At 63.8% G+C, this 16,280-nt stretch carries 19 protein-coding genes; 3 read left to right on the forward strand and 16 right to left on the reverse strand.

Going from position 1 to position 16,280, the window contains the following annotated elements:
• Positions 1–155 precede the first annotated feature (155 nt).
• From P0D84_RS19045 to tauA, 3 genes are read right to left on the reverse strand one after another with little or no spacing between them, the layout of a single operon-like run.
• On the reverse strand, positions 156–1,025 hold the full coding sequence (locus tag P0D84_RS19045) for an ABC transporter permease subunit (protein ID WP_408338882.1): 870 nt from the start codon (positions 1,023–1,025) through the stop codon (positions 156–158).
• On the reverse strand, positions 1,022–1,846 hold the full coding sequence (locus tag P0D84_RS19050) for a taurine ABC transporter ATP-binding protein (protein WP_408338884.1): 825 nt from the start codon (positions 1,844–1,846) through the stop codon (positions 1,022–1,024). The genes P0D84_RS19045 and P0D84_RS19050 overlap by 4 nt, the downstream gene beginning before the upstream one ends.
• 48 nt (positions 1,847–1,894) lie before the next feature.
• Entirely contained in the window at positions 1,895–2,917 is a 1,023-nt protein-coding gene (gene tauA, locus P0D84_RS19055) for a taurine ABC transporter substrate-binding protein (RefSeq protein ID WP_408338886.1), read from the reverse strand.
• A 106-nt stretch (positions 2,918–3,023) separates the two neighbouring features.
• On the opposite strand from tauA, the gene P0D84_RS19060 reads away from it, so the two are divergent.
• Both P0D84_RS19060 and P0D84_RS19065 read left to right on the forward strand, forming a co-directional pair.
• Positions 3,024–3,650, forward strand: a complete 627-nt coding sequence (locus P0D84_RS19060) for a hypothetical protein (protein ID WP_408338888.1) — start codon at positions 3,024–3,026, stop codon at positions 3,648–3,650.
• A gap of 56 nt (positions 3,651–3,706) precedes the next feature.
• Entirely contained in the window at positions 3,707–3,841 is a 135-nt protein-coding gene (locus P0D84_RS19065; protein WP_408338890.1) for a hypothetical protein, read from the forward strand.
• Positions 3,842–3,958: 117 nt separating this feature from the next.
• On the opposite strand, the gene lipA is transcribed toward P0D84_RS19065, so the two are convergent.
• The 3 genes from lipA to P0D84_RS19080 form a co-directional block, all read right to left on the reverse strand.
• The gene (gene lipA / locus P0D84_RS19070) at positions 3,959–4,966 is read right to left on the reverse strand and encodes a lipoyl synthase (RefSeq protein WP_106302258.1); all 1,008 of its coding nucleotides are present in this window, start codon (positions 4,964–4,966) and stop codon (positions 3,959–3,961) included.
• A 13-nt stretch (positions 4,967–4,979) separates the two neighbouring features.
• On the reverse strand, positions 4,980–5,705 hold the full coding sequence (gene lipB, locus P0D84_RS19075) for a lipoyl(octanoyl) transferase LipB (protein ID WP_408338893.1): 726 nt from the start codon (positions 5,703–5,705) through the stop codon (positions 4,980–4,982).
• A 216-nt stretch (positions 5,706–5,921) separates the two neighbouring features.
• Complete coding sequence (locus P0D84_RS19080; RefSeq protein WP_408338895.1) at positions 5,922–6,248, reverse strand: DUF2917 domain-containing protein; 327 nt, start codon at positions 6,246–6,248, stop codon at positions 5,922–5,924.
• A gap of 98 nt (positions 6,249–6,346) precedes the next feature.
• Here P0D84_RS19080 and P0D84_RS19085 point away from each other — a divergent pair, with 98 nt between their 5' ends.
• Positions 6,347–7,315 carry a transcriptional regulator GcvA gene (locus tag P0D84_RS19085; RefSeq protein ID WP_408338897.1) on the forward strand — a complete coding sequence of 323 codons (969 nt, stop codon included), beginning with the start codon at positions 6,347–6,349 and terminating at the stop codon, positions 7,313–7,315.
• Between the two features lie 112 nt (positions 7,316–7,427).
• Here P0D84_RS19085 and P0D84_RS19090 read toward each other — a convergent pair whose 3' ends face one another.
• The 10 genes from P0D84_RS19090 to P0D84_RS19135 all read right to left on the reverse strand — a co-directional run bounded on the left by P0D84_RS19090 (position 7,428) and on the right by P0D84_RS19135 (position 16,209).
• A complete protein-coding gene (locus P0D84_RS19090) occupies positions 7,428–7,697 on the reverse strand; it encodes a DUF493 family protein (protein WP_054035680.1) in 270 nt (89 codons plus the stop codon).
• Positions 7,669–8,628, reverse strand: coding sequence for a D-amino acid aminotransferase (locus tag P0D84_RS19095; RefSeq protein ID WP_408338899.1), 960 nt, complete (start codon positions 8,626–8,628; stop codon positions 7,669–7,671). The genes P0D84_RS19090 and P0D84_RS19095 overlap by 29 nt, the downstream gene beginning before the upstream one ends.
• 13 nt (positions 8,629–8,641) lie before the next feature.
• On the reverse strand, positions 8,642–9,871 hold the full coding sequence (locus P0D84_RS19100) for a D-alanyl-D-alanine carboxypeptidase family protein (RefSeq protein ID WP_408338901.1): 1,230 nt from the start codon (positions 9,869–9,871) through the stop codon (positions 8,642–8,644).
• Between the two features lie 365 nt (positions 9,872–10,236).
• Positions 10,237–10,881: an alpha/beta hydrolase gene (locus P0D84_RS19105; RefSeq protein WP_408338903.1), complete on the reverse strand. Its 645-nt coding sequence runs from the start codon at positions 10,879–10,881 to the stop codon at positions 10,237–10,239.
• A gap of 8 nt (positions 10,882–10,889) precedes the next feature.
• A complete protein-coding gene (locus tag P0D84_RS19110) occupies positions 10,890–11,213 on the reverse strand; it encodes a (2Fe-2S) ferredoxin domain-containing protein (protein ID WP_408338905.1) in 324 nt (107 codons plus the stop codon).
• Between the two features lie 152 nt (positions 11,214–11,365).
• Entirely contained in the window at positions 11,366–12,526 is a 1,161-nt protein-coding gene (locus P0D84_RS19115; RefSeq protein ID WP_408338907.1) for a VanZ family protein, read from the reverse strand.
• A gap of 31 nt (positions 12,527–12,557) precedes the next feature.
• Positions 12,558–13,184, reverse strand: a complete 627-nt coding sequence (locus tag P0D84_RS19120) for an ABC-type transport auxiliary lipoprotein family protein (RefSeq protein ID WP_408338909.1) — start codon at positions 13,182–13,184, stop codon at positions 12,558–12,560.
• A gap of 34 nt (positions 13,185–13,218) precedes the next feature.
• Positions 13,219–14,184, reverse strand: a complete 966-nt coding sequence (locus tag P0D84_RS19125; RefSeq protein ID WP_408338911.1) for an MlaD family protein — start codon at positions 14,182–14,184, stop codon at positions 13,219–13,221.
• 16 nt (positions 14,185–14,200) lie between these two features.
• The gene (locus P0D84_RS19130; protein WP_408338913.1) at positions 14,201–15,079 is read right to left on the reverse strand and encodes an ABC transporter ATP-binding protein; all 879 of its coding nucleotides are present in this window, start codon (positions 15,077–15,079) and stop codon (positions 14,201–14,203) included.
• Positions 15,076–16,209: an MlaE family ABC transporter permease gene (locus P0D84_RS19135; RefSeq protein ID WP_408338915.1), complete on the reverse strand. Its 1,134-nt coding sequence runs from the start codon at positions 16,207–16,209 to the stop codon at positions 15,076–15,078. Before P0D84_RS19135 ends, P0D84_RS19130 begins: the two co-directional genes overlap by 4 nt.
• Between the last annotated feature and the right edge of the window lie 71 nt (positions 16,210–16,280).

Consider the following 16,280-nt stretch of genomic DNA (forward strand, 5'->3'; position numbering starts at 1 on the left):
GCCTGAGCGGCGGGCGGCTTCCGCTGACCGCTTGCCGTTGGCACCCCAGGCGCCTCTCGCCTCTCGCCTCTCGCCTCTCGCCTCTCGCCTCTCGCCTCTCGCCGCTTGCCGCTTGCCGCTTGCGACCGCCACTGGACCGCCTTATGCCGCAACAACTACACCCGTCCCTTCCACGGCACCAGCCGCCGCTCCAGCGCGCGCATGCCGAGATCGAACAGCCACGCGATCAGTCCGATCAGCACGATGCCCATCACCACCACATCGGTACGCAGAAAGCTCGACGCGTTGAGCACCATCTGACCTAAGCCGGCAGTGGCCGCGACCATCTCGGCGGCAACCAGGGTGGTCCAGCCAAAGCCGATGGCAATCCGCAAACCAGTCAGGATCTCAGGCAACGCCGCCGGCAGGACTACATAGCGCACGATCTGTATGAAGCCGCCACCCAGCGAATAAGCCGCATGAATCTGCTCGATGGTCGCACTGCGTACGCCGGCGCGCGCCGCCATCGCAATTGGCGCGAAACAGGCAAGGTAGATCACGACGATCTTCGCCGTCTCGTCGATCCCGAACCAGATCACCACCAGCGGCAGATACGCAAGCGGCGGCAAGGGCCGGTAGAACTCCAGCGGCGGATCGAGCAAGCCGCGCGCAACCCGGCTCATGCCCATCAGAATCCCGAGCGGCACCGCCGTGACCGCGGCCAGCGCGAACGCGCCGAACACGCGCAGCGCGCTCCACGCGAGATGCTCGGAGAGCGGCAAGCCGCCTTGAATACGTCCGTGCCAGGCGTCCAGAAACGCGGCCAAGACCGCCTCGGGGGTCGGCAGAAATAACGGAGGCAGCCAGTGCAGATGCGTGGCCAGCCACCACAGCGCCGCGAGCGTCGTGACCGAGACCGCGCTTAGTGCGGCGGTCGGGCCTTCGCCCGGCAGGCGCCAGCCGCGCAGCGGGCGCGCTTTACGTCGCGGCGGCTTGCTTGCCTGGGTCAGCGGCACGTTGCCCAAAGAGTCACGCGAAGCCGTCACGACAGCACCTCTTCTTGATTCCGCGGATTCTGCGGGTTGCGCTCATTGCGTTCGTGCAGACGGCGCACCAACCGTTCGCGCCATTCGATGAAATCCGGCGACGACTTCACCGCGCGCGCGTCGCGTGTCTCGAGAAAGCGCCGCGCGAATGGCAGGTCGTAGCTCTCGGCGATACGGCCCGGCCCCGGAGTCATCACGACCAGACGTGTCGCCAGAAACAGCGCTTCCTCCACGCTATGCGTGATGAAAAACACCGTCTTGCGCGTGCGGCCCCAGACGTCCAGCACAAGCTCCTGCATCGACTCGCGCGTCATCGCGTCAAGTGCGCCCATCGGCTCGTCCATCAGCAGCACTTGCGGATCGCTCGCCAACGCGCGTGCAATGCCCACGCGCTGCTGCATGCCACCCGACAGCGCGTAGACCCGCGAGCGCGCATGCTGCTCGAGGCCAACCAGGCTCAGCATCTCCAACGCGATGCGCTCGCGCTGCGCCTTCGGCACGCGCTGAAAGCGCAGGCCGAGTGCGACATTGTCGAGCACGTCGAGCCAGGGCATCAGCGCGTACTTCTGGAACACGACACCGCGGTCCGCGCCGGGCCCAAGCACGGGTTCGCCGTTCAGGCGCACCTCGCCCCCGGTGGGCTGAATGAATCCGGCGATGCAGTTCAGCAAGGTCGTCTTGCCACAACCGGACGCACCCAGCGCGACGACAAACTCACCCGGTTCGATGCGCAGATCGACATCGGCAAGCGCGATGTGCGGCGCCGCGCCGCGTGCGCCTTCGTAGGCGACATGCAGCCGCCGGATCTCAAGACCGCTCATCGCCGTGCCTCGTGATGCTGATGGGTGAGCAAGCAGGCCTGCTCGAAGTTACCGCGCCGCACGCTGCACGAACTGCGGATCGACGCCAGTCGAGTAATCGGCCAGCACGTTCTGAATCGTGCCTTGCGTCTTCAGGAACGCGGCTGTCGCGGCCAGCGATTTGGCCGCACCAGATTGCGCACCACCGCCAAGCCATGCATTCGAGGCCTGCTGGGCCGGCGTCGGGAACGCATACAGCGCGAGGCTCGCCGGCACTTCCTGTGCGGTAGCGCCCGACGCCTTCGCAACCGCCTCGACCTGCGGCGACGTCGCGGTCCATGCCGATGTGTGATCGCGGTAGCTTGCATCGGTCGCGGCCAGCACCTTCACGAAGCGCGCGACGAACTCGGCGTTCTGGCTAGCGAACTTGCGATCGACCACAAAGCCGTCGAAAGTCGCCTTACCGGTTTGCTGCGCAACCTGACCCGATGTGATCAGTACCTTGCCGCTCTTCTTCACCTTCGCGAGCACCGGGTCCCAGATGTAAGTCGCGTCGATGTCGCCGCGCTCCCACGCCGCCGCGACTTCAGGCGGACGAAGGTTGACGATCTTCACATCCGACGGATTCACGCCGGCGTTCTGCAACGCGACCAGTGTGTGAAAGTGCGACGTGGACACGAACGGCACGCCAATCTTCTTGCCCTTCAAACCGGCGACGCTGGTGATGTTGGAACCGTCGCGCGCGACCAGCGCTTCAGCGTCGTTGATGTTGTCCAGAATCCAGAACAGCGAAATATCGACACCTTGCGACAGCCCGGCTGCGATCGGACTCGACCCTGCTTCGCCGAGTTGGACCGAGCCCGACGCGAGCGCGCGAATCACGTCGGCGCCGCTGCCGAGCTTGCGATAGGTGACCTTGTACCCGGTGGCTTTCTCCACTTCGCCCGTGGCCTGCGCATAACGCCACGGCACGACCATGTCCTGATACGCGATCGCGACTTCTTTGGTGTCGGCGAGTGCGGCGGTCGAAAACGGCGCGGACAGCGCGAGTAGCGTTGCGAACGCGGCGAGCGGACGAAGTAAGCGATTCATCGGGAAGCCCCTTTAGTGTGTGTTGTCCGGGAGGCTTTCGACTATAGGGAGTTTGTCCGCGCGCGGTTCTAATTAATCCAGGATTACTAATGACGCTGTTCGAGCATTGCTTTTCACGCTGAGCTGCATCGGCGCGACTGTTGCGGTTCGCAGTGGGTGCGTTCCAGCGAATGATGACCGCTTTGGATGCCTTAGCGCAAGCTGGCCGTTCGGCGGATTGTCGTGGTGCCGCGGCAACGGCATGATCGGCGGGTTACCTTCAATTCGCATTCCTATGGTCGATTTTATTAGCCGCGTTAGCTGGTTGTTTTTCAATGTCGGCGTGCCTTTTTTTGCGCCGATTGCATTACTTCCCCTGCTGAATTTTTCGCGCCACTACCGGCACGTGGCGCAAGACATTACGCGGCGATCCATTCAGGATGGCCAGCTTTTCTGGGTCGTCATTTCGATGTGTGCGAGCGCATGCTACGAGATTGGTTGTGCTTTGAGCGAAGCGCCGACGCACAGCACGTTAGCGCTCATGCTGGCCGCGCTTCTCTGGCACGTGCTCTTTATCGTCGTAGCGTCAATACTGGTGTGTCTGGGCGCGGCCGATGCAGCGGCTCCTTCAACGACTCGTGCAGCCCGTCATGCGAGAGAACAGGGGCGCGGCGGAAGGTTGATGTGGTTTTCCTTGCTCGTAACCGCCGTGGTTGCTGTCTCCTTTTCCGCATCTCATTATTCGTTTACCTAACTAATCCAAGCGTGCTGAGATATACTTTTCACCCTAGTCTCACAAGGAGATTCAACATGCCCAATTTGATCGACCGCCTCATCGGAGACGACGCATTTCGCGATCGCTTCATCCTCTTTCTCTATCCGTTCACGATCATCGGCGGCATCATATCGGTTACTTGCAGTCTGCTCGCGCGCCATTACCGTTAGCCAGCGCAGGCAGATCGCCGAGCCGAGCTGCTGAACAGATCACTCCCGCACCCCAAAAAACAAAGCCCGCAACACGTGCGGGCTTTGCATTTTCAAACTGGCGACACACTAAAGTGTTCAGACCACCCCTGCTCCATGCGCCTGCAGATCGGCGTGGTAGCTCGAGCGAACCATTGCGCCCACCGCTGCGTGCGTGAATCCCATCTTGTACGCCTCTTCTTCGTACATCTTGAACGTGTCCGGATGCACATACGAACGCACCGGCAGATGGTGTTCCGACGGTTGTAGATACTGGCCGATCGTCAGCATGTCCACGTCGTGCTCGCGCAGATCGCGCATCACTTGCAGGATTTCTTCCTCGGTTTCGCCAAGACCGACCATCAGGCCCGACTTGGTCGCGACGTCCGGATGCAGCGCCTTGAAGTCCTTCAGCAGCTTCAGCGAATGCGCGTAGTCCGAACCGGGGCGCGCTTCCTTGTACAAACGCGGTACCGTTTCGAGGTTGTGGTTCATCACATCGGGCGGGGCTGCGTTCAAAATGCCGATCGCGCGATCCAGACGGCCGCGGAAGTCCGGCGTCAGAATTTCGATGCGTGTTTCCGGCGACAGCTCGCGCGTCTGACGTATGCATTCCACGAAGTGAGCCGCGCCACCGTCACGCAGATCGTCGCGATCGACGCTCGTGATCACCACGTACTTCAACTTCAGCGCGGCGATGGTGCGAGCCAGGTTGCCCGGCTCATCCACGTCGAGCGGATCGGGGCGGCCGTGGCCGACGTCGCAGAACGGGCAACGGCGCGTGCACTTGTCGCCCATGATCATGAACGTCGCGGTGCCCTTGCCGAAGCATTCGCCGATATTCGGGCAGCTCGCTTCCTCGCACACCGTGTGCAGGTTGTGCTCGCGCAAGATCTGCTTGATTTCGTAGAAGCGCGAATTGCCGGTGGCCGCTTTGACGCGGATCCAGTCCGGCTTTTTCAGCTTTTCGATCGGGACGATCTTGATCGGAATACGAGCGGTTTTGGCTTGTGCTTTCTGCTTCGCGGTGGCGTCGTAGGCAGCGGCGGAAGCCGGCACGGCATCGGGAGCGGGAGAAGCTGCGAGGTTCGCGGTAACGTCAGTCATTCGTTCGGTCCAGTCAAGCGGTGAGAGCACCGGCCTGCGGTTGGGCGACGGCCGCGGGACTGCCGTCGAGGTTTGCGGTGAGGCTTGCTGCAAAGGTACGGGCCACGTCGTCCCAGCCGGCCGCAACGCCCAGCGTTGCCATATCGACTGTTTCGAGCCCCGCGTAGCCGCATGGGTTGATGGCTAGAAACGGCCGCAAGTCCATGTTCACATTCAGACTCACGCCGTGATAGCTGCAGCCATTGCGGATTTTCAGACCCAGCGCGGCGATCTTGGCGCCGGCATGCAGCCCGGCGTGCGGCCCGGGCGCCACGTAGATGCCAGGGGCGCCCGCCTTGCGTTCTCCGGCGAGATTATACGCCGCGAGGGTATCGATCACGGCCTGCTCGATCCGCGTGACCATCTCGCGCACCATCAGCTTGCGGCGGCGCAGGTCCAGCAGCAGGTAGGCAACCACCTGCCCAGGGCCGTGGTAGGTGATCTGCCCGCCCCGGTCGACCTTGACAAGTGGAATACCGCTGTCGGCGGCCAATAGATGCGCCGGGTCGCCGGCCTGGCCGAGCGTGAAGACGGGGGGGTGTTCGACCAGCCAGATTTCGTCGGGTGTATCGGCAGTGCGCGTGTCGGTGAACGCGCGCATCGCTTCGAAACTGGCTTCGTAGGGCTCGCTGCCAAGCCGGCGCAGCGTGAGCGGCGCCGTGGCGGGCAAGGGAGACGGGGAAACCGGGGCGGCGCACATGATCCCGATAGTTTACCGAAATCTGGGAATCCCCGCCGGAAGTGACTCGCGACCGCGTATCAGCGTCGCTATGCCTTCACGCCAGACCATTGCATTGGTGCAGCGTGGCGCCGGCCAGGCATCCTGCCAATGCCACGCTGTTCCGCCCGGAGCGCCGCTCTCATCTCCTGCGCCTTTCAACTGCGCTCATCCGCGGCACGGCGGCGCCTGCTGCATTCACACCGTCCTCCAGCCCCCACGCATCCGGGCCGCCAGCCGTTCTCCGACCCGCGCGAACCAGTTCAGCGCACGTTCGTCACAGCGGGTCGGCACGGAAAACGCGACCTTTGCCTGCGTATTGCCTTCGGCGCTCAACCACAAGCGTTCGCCGCGCCGCAACCGCAGCGTGTGGCCGGGCTGCAGCCAGTAGTCTTCCGTGTCGTCGCTGCGCGTGACCCACACCGCGCCGCCACGCACAACGAGCTTGGTGCTGCGTGCTACCTTCATGGGAACGGCTTCGCCGCTGCGGATTTCAAAAGCGATACTAGAGGAAATTTCTCGCATGATGCCCTCGCCAAAGTTCGTTTCATGACTACAATCCTAGGCGTAGCAAGGGTTTACGCAAAACGATCTATTTTCACCTCTATGTGAGAAATATTGCGATGGACCTCCGGCACCTCCCCTCATTGAATGCGATCAAGGCGTTCGAAGCCGCCGCCCGCCACGAGAGCTTCTCGCGCGCCGCGGACGAACTGTTCGTCACGCACGGCGCCGTCAGCCACCAGATTCGCGCGCTGGAAGCGGAGTTGGGCATCACGCTGTTCGCCCGCGACGGCAAGCGCGTACGGCTCACGGATACCGGCCGTCGCTATGCCACGCGCGTGCGCACCGCGCTCATGGCGCTCGCCGACGCCACGCGCGAAATCCGCGCCGGCGACCGCGAGCGACGGCTGGTCGTCTCCATGCTCACATCGTTCGCGGCGCGTTGGGTGACGCCACGTATCGGCAGCTTTATCGAGGCGCATCCACAATGGGACCTCGAATTGCTGTCCACCAACGCGCTAACGGACTTCGCACGCGACGACGTCGACGTGGCGATCCGCTTCGGCTACGGCAAATATTCGGGGCTGCACGCGGAGTTGCTGCTGGAGGAGATTTTCTTTCCGGCCTGCGCGCCGGATTTCAACGGCGGCAAGCTGCCGCAAACCCCAGCCGAGCTGGCCAAAGCCCCGCTGCTGCGCTCGGACGACGAGCTCTGGCGCCCATGGTTCGACGCCGCCGGACTCGCCGACTGGCCGGAACCAAAGCGCGGCGTGCTGTATCAGGATTCGTCGAATCTGCTGCAGGCGGCCATTGACGGCCAGGGGATCGCGCTCACGCGCCGTTCGCTGGCGATGCACGAGATCGCAGCGGGCCGCCTGGTGCGGCTATTCGACGTGGATGGGCCGAGCCCGTGGCAGTACTACTTCATTTGCCCGCCGCAGATGCTTGAAACCGCGCGGGTCAGGGCGTTCCGCGATTGGGTATTCGAGGAAGTGGGGCGATTCAAGCAGCTTTTCGAGCGGGCTTGCGAGGCGGGACCCGCGGCAAGCGCAGGCTTCGCGGCGGACGCATCGCGCGTCACGCCTTGATACGAGACATCATTCACACGGCCTGCAAAGTCACGCCTTGATACGAGACATCATTCACACGGCCGGCAAAGCGAGCACCAAGGTCAAGGTCGGTGCCTGCCCGGTCAGTGCGTCAAAGCACCACCTTCACCATCGGATGGCCGGTGAGCGCGCGGTAGATGTCGTCGAGCTGCGCCTGGCTCGTGGCGCGCACCGTGACCGTCAAACCGGTGTAATTGCCACCGCTGGACGGCCGCGTTTCCACGCGAGCGGGGTCGACTTCGTTATCGAACTGCCGAACCACCGTGACAATCGTCTCGGCGAACTCGGGATGCGACTTGCCCATGATCTTGATGGGAAAGTCGCACGGAAACTCAAGCAATGATTCTTTCGCGGGATTCACTTTCCACTCCTTGCTGCGCCTCTTGCGCTTCCTTCGCCTTGGCACGCTGATAAGCCGCGTACAACGCCGCAAACACCGCGCCCGGCTTGCCGTCGCCAACCGGCTGGCCATCTATCTGCGTGACCGGCAGCACTTCCTTGGTGGCGGAACTGACCAGAACCTCGTCGGCGGTGCGCAGTTCTGCTTCGGCGATCTCGCGCGCTTCGAAACGGATGCCACATTCGCTCGTCAGTTCTTCGATCAGACCGTAGCGAATCCCTTCGAGGATCTTGTGGCTGCGGGGCGGCGCGTACAACACGCCGTCCTTCGCCATCCAGATATTCGACGATGAACCTTCGGTCAGCATACCGTCGCGAAACTGGATCGTCTCGAACGCATCGTTTTCGGCCGCGTATTGCGCCATTAGCACATTACCGAGCAGCGACACGGATTTGATGTCGCAATTGAGCCAGCGACGGTCTTCAGCGGTGACACAGCGCACGCCCTGCGCGCGCTGTGTCGCGTCCGGCAGGTTCACCGGCGTGACCATCACGAACACAGTCGGCTGGACGCCGGCCGGAAATGCGTGGCCGCGCTTCGCGACGCCCCGCGTGATCTGAACGTAGGCAATCGCATCCTGGTCGGCGCGCAGCCCGGCGTCCGCCTCATTGGCGGCGACCACTCGCTCGATCAGCTCGCGCCAGCCGGCGTTGTCGAACGGATTGACGATGCCGATCTTGTCCAGCGAACGCGCGAGGCGCGCCAGATGATGCCGGAAGCGAAACGCGGTACGGCCGCCGCCCGCTTGCTGATACAACGGCGCGACTTCGTAAATCCCGTCGCCGAAAATAAAGCCGCGATCGAGCACCGGCACGCGCGCTTCGGACAAGGGCACCAGCTCGCCGTTCAGATAGACGATCGGGTCGAGCGAAACATCGGAAACAGCAGTCATCGCAATTGAACTCTTACTTTTTCTTGTTGAACATGAGCATCAGCGAATCCCACACGCGGCCGACCACGCCGGCTTGCGGCACGGCTTGCAACGCGACCACCGGGAACTGCGCGAGCACCTTGCCGTCGGCCACGAGCTTCACGGTGCCGACCTGCTGACCGTTAGCGATCGGCGCGATCAGCGGATCGATCTGCTCGATTTGCGGCTTGACCTTGTCGCCCATGCCCTTCGGCACGGTGATGTACTGGTCACCCTTCACGCCGATCTGCACGGTGTCTTGCGAACCCTTGTAGACGCGCGGCGTGCCCACCACCTGATTCGCCTTGTACAGACGCACCGTGTCATACGCGGTGTAGCCGTAGTTCAGCATCTTCAGCCCGTCCTGCACGCGGTCGTGTTCCTTGGTCTCGCCCATCATCACCACGACGAGACGGCGCGAGCCGTCGGTCGTGCCCGGCAGCGGACGTTTCGCGCTGGCGATCAGGCAGTAGCCCGCGGCTTGCGTGTGACCGGTCTTCAGGCCGTCCACCGTCGGATCGATCCACAGCAGACGGTTGCGGTTCGGCTGCTTGATCTTGTTGTACGTGAATTCCTTGACCGCGAAGATGTTGTAGTAGTCGGGGAAGTCACGGATCAGACGTGCCGACACCACCGCGAGGTCGCCCGCCGAGGTGTAGTGCTGCGGGTCGGGCATGCCGTTCACGTCGGCGAAATGCGTGTGCTTCATGCCGAGGCGCTGCGCTTCGGTGTTCATCATGTTGACGAACTGCGCTTCACTGCCGCCCACCAGTTCGGCCAGCGCGATCGCCGCGTCGTTACCCGACTGGATGATCATGCCGTACACCAGATCGTGCACGGTGACCGGCTTGTTCGCTTCGATGAACATGCGCGATTCGTCGGTGCGCACGCGGCGCACCGCGTCGCTCGGCATCACCGTCTGGTCCATCGTGATCTTCTTCGTCTGCAGTGCTTCGAAGACGAGGTACGCGGTCATCAGCTTGGTCAGCGAGGCCGGTTCGGCGCGTTCGTCGGCATTGCCCGACGCCAGCACCTGATTACTGGTGGCGTCGACGAGCACCCACGAGCGCGCGTTCACCGCGGGCGGCGGCACTTGCGCGAACGCCGTGCTGGCCACGAGCGTTGCCGGCAGCACGATGCCGAGGGTCACGGCACGGCTCAGCGTAGGGGGAACGAAAGAAGAAATTGACGGGAATGACGTGCGGCCGGAGGTGGAGAAACGCATAGGGTCGATTCGTGCGGAAAGATACATCGTGCGCAGGGCGCATAGTTTGGAGGAGCCGGTCGGCGAGCGTCGGGCCGTAAAAACGGCGCGGCGCCCATTGGACTTCCGGCCACGCGATCGGTTCGCGCAGCACGCCTCGCATCCGGCACCGCTGCGCGCGAGAAAGAAGCTACGCGTCGCGCGAACTGCCGGGTGGGCGATGCTGCGCCCAAAAAAGAGCGCCCATTATACGCGCGCTATCCTGGTATCCTGACTCGCAGGGCAGCGATTAATTTGCGTTTGCACGTACCTGTACCCCGCAAAACACGCGCGGCGCGCCCGCGTGTTTTGCGGCGTGTGCCGCGCGTATGCCCCGCGTATGCCCATCAACGCCACGCGTCGACGATGATCCGCTTCAGGACGTGCAGTTTGCGATGCAGAAAATGCTCTGCCCCCGGAATCACGACGACCGGCAGTTCCTGCGGCCGCGCCCAATCGTAAACCGACTGAATGGGAACGGTGTCATCGGTTTCGCCGTGAATCACAAGCGTGTTTTCCGGCACGGGTGCGACTTCCCAACGGCTTGCTGCCGTGCCGACGAACACGATCCGCTCGATCGCCTGGCCTTCTTCGCGCAGCTTCGCCGCCACGTGCGACAACACAAAGGTGCCGAACGAAAAACCCGCCAGCACGAGGGGCAGTTCGCCTTGCCCTGGTTGCGCGCGCATGTGATCGAGCACGGCACGCAGGTCGTCGCGCTCGCCGATGCCGGCGTCATGCTCGCCTTGCGTTTCGCCGACACCCCGAAAATTCGAGCGGTAGGTCACGTAGTTCAACTGCACGAGCGTGCGCGCGAGCGTCTGCGCGACCTTGTTGTCCATCGTGCCGCCGAACAGCGGATGCGGATGCGCGACCAGCGCGATGCCGCGAGGCGCGGCGCCGTTCTCGCGCATTTCGTCGGGCAGATCCAGCGCGACTTCGATCTTGCCGACCGGGCCGTCGATCAGATACTTCTTTGTATGTACGTTCATGGCGAGGCTTATTGATCGATTTTCAGACGCTCGACGATTTTGCCGTTCACAAGGTGCGAATCGACAATTTCATCGATGTCGCTTTCGTCGACGTACGTGTACCAGACGCCTTCGGGATAAACGACCAGCGCGGGGCCGAGTTCGCAGCGATCCAGGCAGCCGGCCTTGTTGATGCGCACCTGGCCGGGACCGGCGAGGCCCAGTTTCTTCACGCGCTTTTTCGCGTGCTCCTGCATCTCCTGCGCGTTGCAATTCGCGCAACTCGGGCGTTCCGCGCCGGGGTCGCGCTGATTGAGGCAGAAGAAGACGTGGTACTTGTAGAAGGCGTCCATGATGTCCGGGGGCGAGACTGTAAGAGTAGGAAATGGCGCTGGGAGCGTTGCGGCGCGCCTGTTGTGCGGACGATTATAGCGAGCGGGGCAGGCAGTCGCTGAACGGCGGACGGGCGGTGGTATGCGGTCGGGCTGGGTGTGCAGCTCTTGCGTCATGCGCGCTTGGCGCGCCGCTTGAGCCACGCCTGTTCGACGAGATAGGCGAGCCACACCAGCGCCGCATACGGCCAGATCCACGCGATCCAGTGCGCGAGACCGTTGAAGTGCAGATACCGGCCCTGGCGCCAGTCGGCCAGCACGGCGTCGAAATACGGATTGACCGGCAACAGATTGACGAACACCAGCGCGACCGTGAGCGCGCAGGCCGCAAGCGCCGCACGCGACCTGCGCCGCAGCCGCAGCGCCAGCAGTGCCGCGACAGTGCCGCACAGGAGCCCTGCCAGCGCACCAGGCGTCGCCCAATCGAACGCAAGACCGGATTGCGATTGCAGAAACGTTGCGCCCGCCTTGACGCACAAGGTCGTGACGATGAACACCATCAACAGACGCACGAGCGGCGCATGGCGGCGCACCGGCAGCGAAGCCAGCGCGAGTGCGGCGAACAGGTTGAGCGTGGTAATGAGGGCTTCCCAGATGTCATCCGGCAGCCACGCGGCAACCAGCGCCGGCCACGCGCCGACGTGCCAGGCTGGCGGCGTCCATGCGAGCAACGCGTCTTGCGTCGTCGAATCGAAACGCAGCCACAGCTCGCGTGGCCAGTTGCCGAGACCGAACAGGCGTGGCGCCGGGTACATCGTCGCGAATGGCCACAAGGCGACCAGACACGCGAGCGCTGCCGCGTCACGCTCGAACCACAGTAGCCGCAAGCGCCGCAGCAAACCGCGGTCGAGCAGCGCGCCGGTGGCCGGCGACACGATCGCCGCGCCGAGCAGCGCGCCGAGCGCATTGGCGGCCAGGTCGAGGTTGGAGGCAATGCGCGTCGGCAGATAGGTTTGCACCGCTTCCATCACGCCCGACAACAACCCGCCGAGCACGAAGGCCAACGCGACCGCCAGCGTGCCGCGCCAGCGCGGATACACGGCGAGCACCACCAGCGCGCCGAACGGCATATAGCCGAGCACGTTGGTGACGACGTCGAACGCCGTCAGGTACTGCGGCATGGGATCGGACAGAAACGCAAACGGACCGAGGCCGAGCGAACGCCAGCCGGAAAACGGATACCACGAACCGTAGACGATCAGCGCCGTGTACAGCACCAGCGCGCGCCGGGCGAGCGCCGAAGGCCGACGCTGCCACGGTTTAACAACGCTCATGCAGCGCTCCGTTGCGTGCGCTGCATGCCGGTCATTGCGCGGCGACCAGCGCCTGCACGCCGAGCCACGCGCTGATCTGCGAGACGAGTTCATCGCTGGCCGCAGCGAGCGCTTGCGCGCCGCCGGCGGCGTCCGCCGAACTGGACGGCGCGCGCGCGATGAACGTGCGCTGGCCGAGCACCTTGCCGTTTTGCGTCAACGTGGCACGCGCCGTGACCGCGGCGTGGCTTTCCGACTGGCTATCGAAGACCTGTTCGAACTGGCTCAGTTCGACCTTCAGCACCGGGGCGCGCACGCCGTCGGCGCCCGTCAGCACGGTACCGCGCGAACTGAGCGCGTTGCGCAGCCGCTGTGTCAGCAATTGCGACGGCGCCATGGTCCAGTGGCTGTTCGCGTAGGACGCCGTCTGCTGCGCGTCCGCGTAGCTGAGGCGGTAGATCAGCTTGTCGGACTCGAGCGTGTCGGGCGCGCTGACGTCGAGCACCTTCACGGGCGGTTGCGTGCCGGCCGAGGCGGCCGGATTCGGCGGCCCGAAGTCATAGCGGATGTTCGAGAGTGCCGCGGGGTTGCCTGCGCATCCGGCAGCCAGCACGCCGAAGGCGAGCAGCATCGCAAGCGCGGCGCTCGAGGACGTCAATCGGTGAGTCAAGCGTGACATGTCAATCTTCCTTTCTTCAAACCTCGAAATCATTTCATTTAGCTGCGGGCGCAGCGGCGGGCCATGTGAAGCCGGCTTCGCCTGGGCCCGGCTCCGCGCTCGGCGCACCGAAGAACACGCTGCGCGGATTGTTGCTGAACGTATCAGCGGCGCGGTCCACCGAACGGGCCGCCGAGCGCACGTCTTCGGCGAGCGAACTGACGCGCGGCAACGTGTCGTAGCCCACGCGCGCCGACAACTCCTGGATCGAGCTATCCATCGACGCCAGCGCATCGCCCGCTTGCTGCGCCGCCGTCCCAACCTTGTTCAGGTTCATCTCGAACGGCCCGTCCGGGCGGTTCAGACTGGTGATCAACTGATTGGTCGACGCCAGCGTGCGATCCAGCTGGTTGATCGTGGCGGGCAGCTTGCCGGCAGCCGGCGCCATCTGCTGGGTCAGGGTGGCGACGCCGTCGGCGGCCTTCTGGATGCTCGCCGCCGTGCCATGCAACTGGCTGACCATTTCCGGCGACAGCAACGTGTCGACGTCGTCGGTGACTTTTTCGAGTTTGCGCAGCAAGACGTCGCCGCGCTGCTGCAACTGATCGAGCAAGCCCGGCCGCATCGGTAATTGCGCGACCTGTTTCGCCGACGACGCGAGCGGCGTCGGATCGCGCCCATTGTCATCCAGCTGGATGAAGGCGATACCCGTCACGCCCTGGAACCCGAGGCTGCCGAACGTGGAGTGCGTGATCGGCGCGTGCGTGTCGACGAGGATGCGGATCAGAATCTGCCCGGGATGATCCCGATCGAATTTGATCGACTGCACCTTGCCGACGTCGAGCCCGCGATAGCGCACCGCCGCGTCGGTGTACAAGCCAGTTACGTTGGTGCGCGCAATCAGATCGTACGGCACCCGCACGGAACGGTCGACGTTGAACAAAAAAGCCGCCACCGCGATCGCTGCCAGCAAGGCCACCGTGAAGATCCCTGCCCAGAAGGCATGTGATTTGTTTTCCATTGTCAGGTTCCCTGGTTCACAGCGGCAATTCGGACGATGCCGATGCGAGCGCCGCGCGCGGCAATTTCGCGCGGCGTTCCGGCGGCAACGCCTGCAACGCGCGACGCCCGCGCAGGCCGAGGAAATATTCGCGGATGAAAGGATGATCGACGGCCGCCGCCTCCTCGACCGGCGCGGCGACCAGCACCTTGCGATCCGCCAGCACGGCGACGCGGGTGGACAGCGCGATCATCGTATCGAGATCGTGTGTGACCATCACCACCGTCAAGCCGAGCGCGCGATGCAGCGCGGAGATCAGTTCAACGAATTCGTCGGACGCCTGCGGATCGAGCCCGGCGGTCGGTTCGTCGAGAAACAGCAGCTCGGGTTCGAGCGCGATGGCGCGCGCGATGCCCACGCGCTTGATCATGCCGCCCGAGAGCGCCGACGGCATCTTTGACGCGTGCTTGCACGGCAGGCCGACCATCTCGAGCTTGAGCATCACGATGTCGCGCAGCAGGTCTTCGGGCACCTTGCCGAGTTCGCGCAATGGCTGCGCGACGTTGTCGAACACCGAGAGCGACGAGAACAGTGCGCCGCGCTGAAACAGCATCCCGGAACGGCTGCGCATGAGCAGCGCGGTTTCGGGCGAAATGGTGGCAATGTCCTCACCGAACAGCTTGATGGTTCCCGACGACGGCCGCTCCAACCCGAGAATCTGCCGCACCAGCGTGGTCTTGCCCGAACCCGATCCGCCCACTATCGAGACGATCTCGCCGCGCCGCACGTCGAAGTTCAGATGCTGATGCACGATGTTGCGGCCGTAGCGCTTGGTGATGTCGATCACCTCGATCACCGGCTCCGCAATCTCGGGCATCGGTTGGCCGCGCACGGCCTGGGTGAGTGGCGCGATCATCCGAGCCCCACGTTCTGGAAGAGGATCGCGAACACCGCGTCCGCGAGAATCACAATGGTGATCGAGGTCACCACCGAAGTCGTCGTGCCTTCGCCGAGGCTTTGCGAATTGGCCTTGATACGGAAGCCGAAGTGACAGCCGACGATCGCGATCAGCATACCGAACGCGACGCCCTTGCCGAGGCCAATCCAGAGATTGGCGACCGGCACGACGCTCGGCAACGCGCGTGCGAAGTAGCTCATGTCGATGCCGAGCACGATCTTCGCGGCGAGCGCGCCGCCCGTCAGCGCGATGATATTGGTCCACATCACCAGCAGCGGCATGGCCACGCCGAGCGCGACCACGCGCGGCAAAATCAGCCGCAACCCATGTGGGATGCCCATCACGCGCATGGCGTCGAGCTCTTCGGTGACGCGCATTACGCCGATCTGCGCGGTAATCGCCGAGCCCGAGCGGCCCGCCACCAGAATCGCCGACAGAACCGGTCCCAGTTCGCGAATCACCGACAGCCCAAGAATATTGACGATGTACTGGTTCGCGCCAAAAAGCCGCAGTTGTTGCGCCGACAGATAACTCAACACGATGCCGATCAGGAACGCGACCAGTGCGGTGATCGGCAGCGCCTTGGTGCCGGCGTTATAGATGTTCGCGGAGATTTCGGTCCATGGCGTGATCTTCGGTTTGCGCAGGATCGCGAGGAGATCGATCACGACCTGCCCGAGCATGCCGAATCCGCCGTACAGGTGCTCGAAAAACGAAAAAATCGCGAGGCCCAACCGGGTGAACGGATCGAACTTGATTACCGGCTCGGCCTTTTCACGCACCGTGTCGAGCAGCGCGATGCGCTCGAAAATGTCGCGTTGCGTGTCGGTGAGCGTGGTGTCCGGCGGCATCTTGTGGCCCCACACGCGCCACAGCGCCTGACCGCCGACGTGGTCCATCCGGTCGATACGCGACAGGTCCCACTGGCGGATGCCTTCGGCACCGATCAGCGAGCGCAACAGCGGAATCACGTGGCCAGTGGCCTTGTCGCGGGCGAGCGCGAGCGCCGTCCACTGGCCCGAGAGCCGGACGATCTTGCCTTGGCTGCCTGCCGCGACGTCGAGGCCGGGCGGAGTGTCGTAGTTCAAGGATCGCGAGAATCTGGTTATCGGATTGAGGCCATTGTAACGAAGGCGCGGCGGATGAACCGTGCTCGCGG

Origin of the sequence: Paraburkholderia sp. RL17-337-BIB-A, from assembly GCF_046025895.1 — a bacterium.
GTDB lineage: Bacteria > Pseudomonadota > Gammaproteobacteria > Burkholderiales > Burkholderiaceae > Paraburkholderia > Paraburkholderia fungorum_C.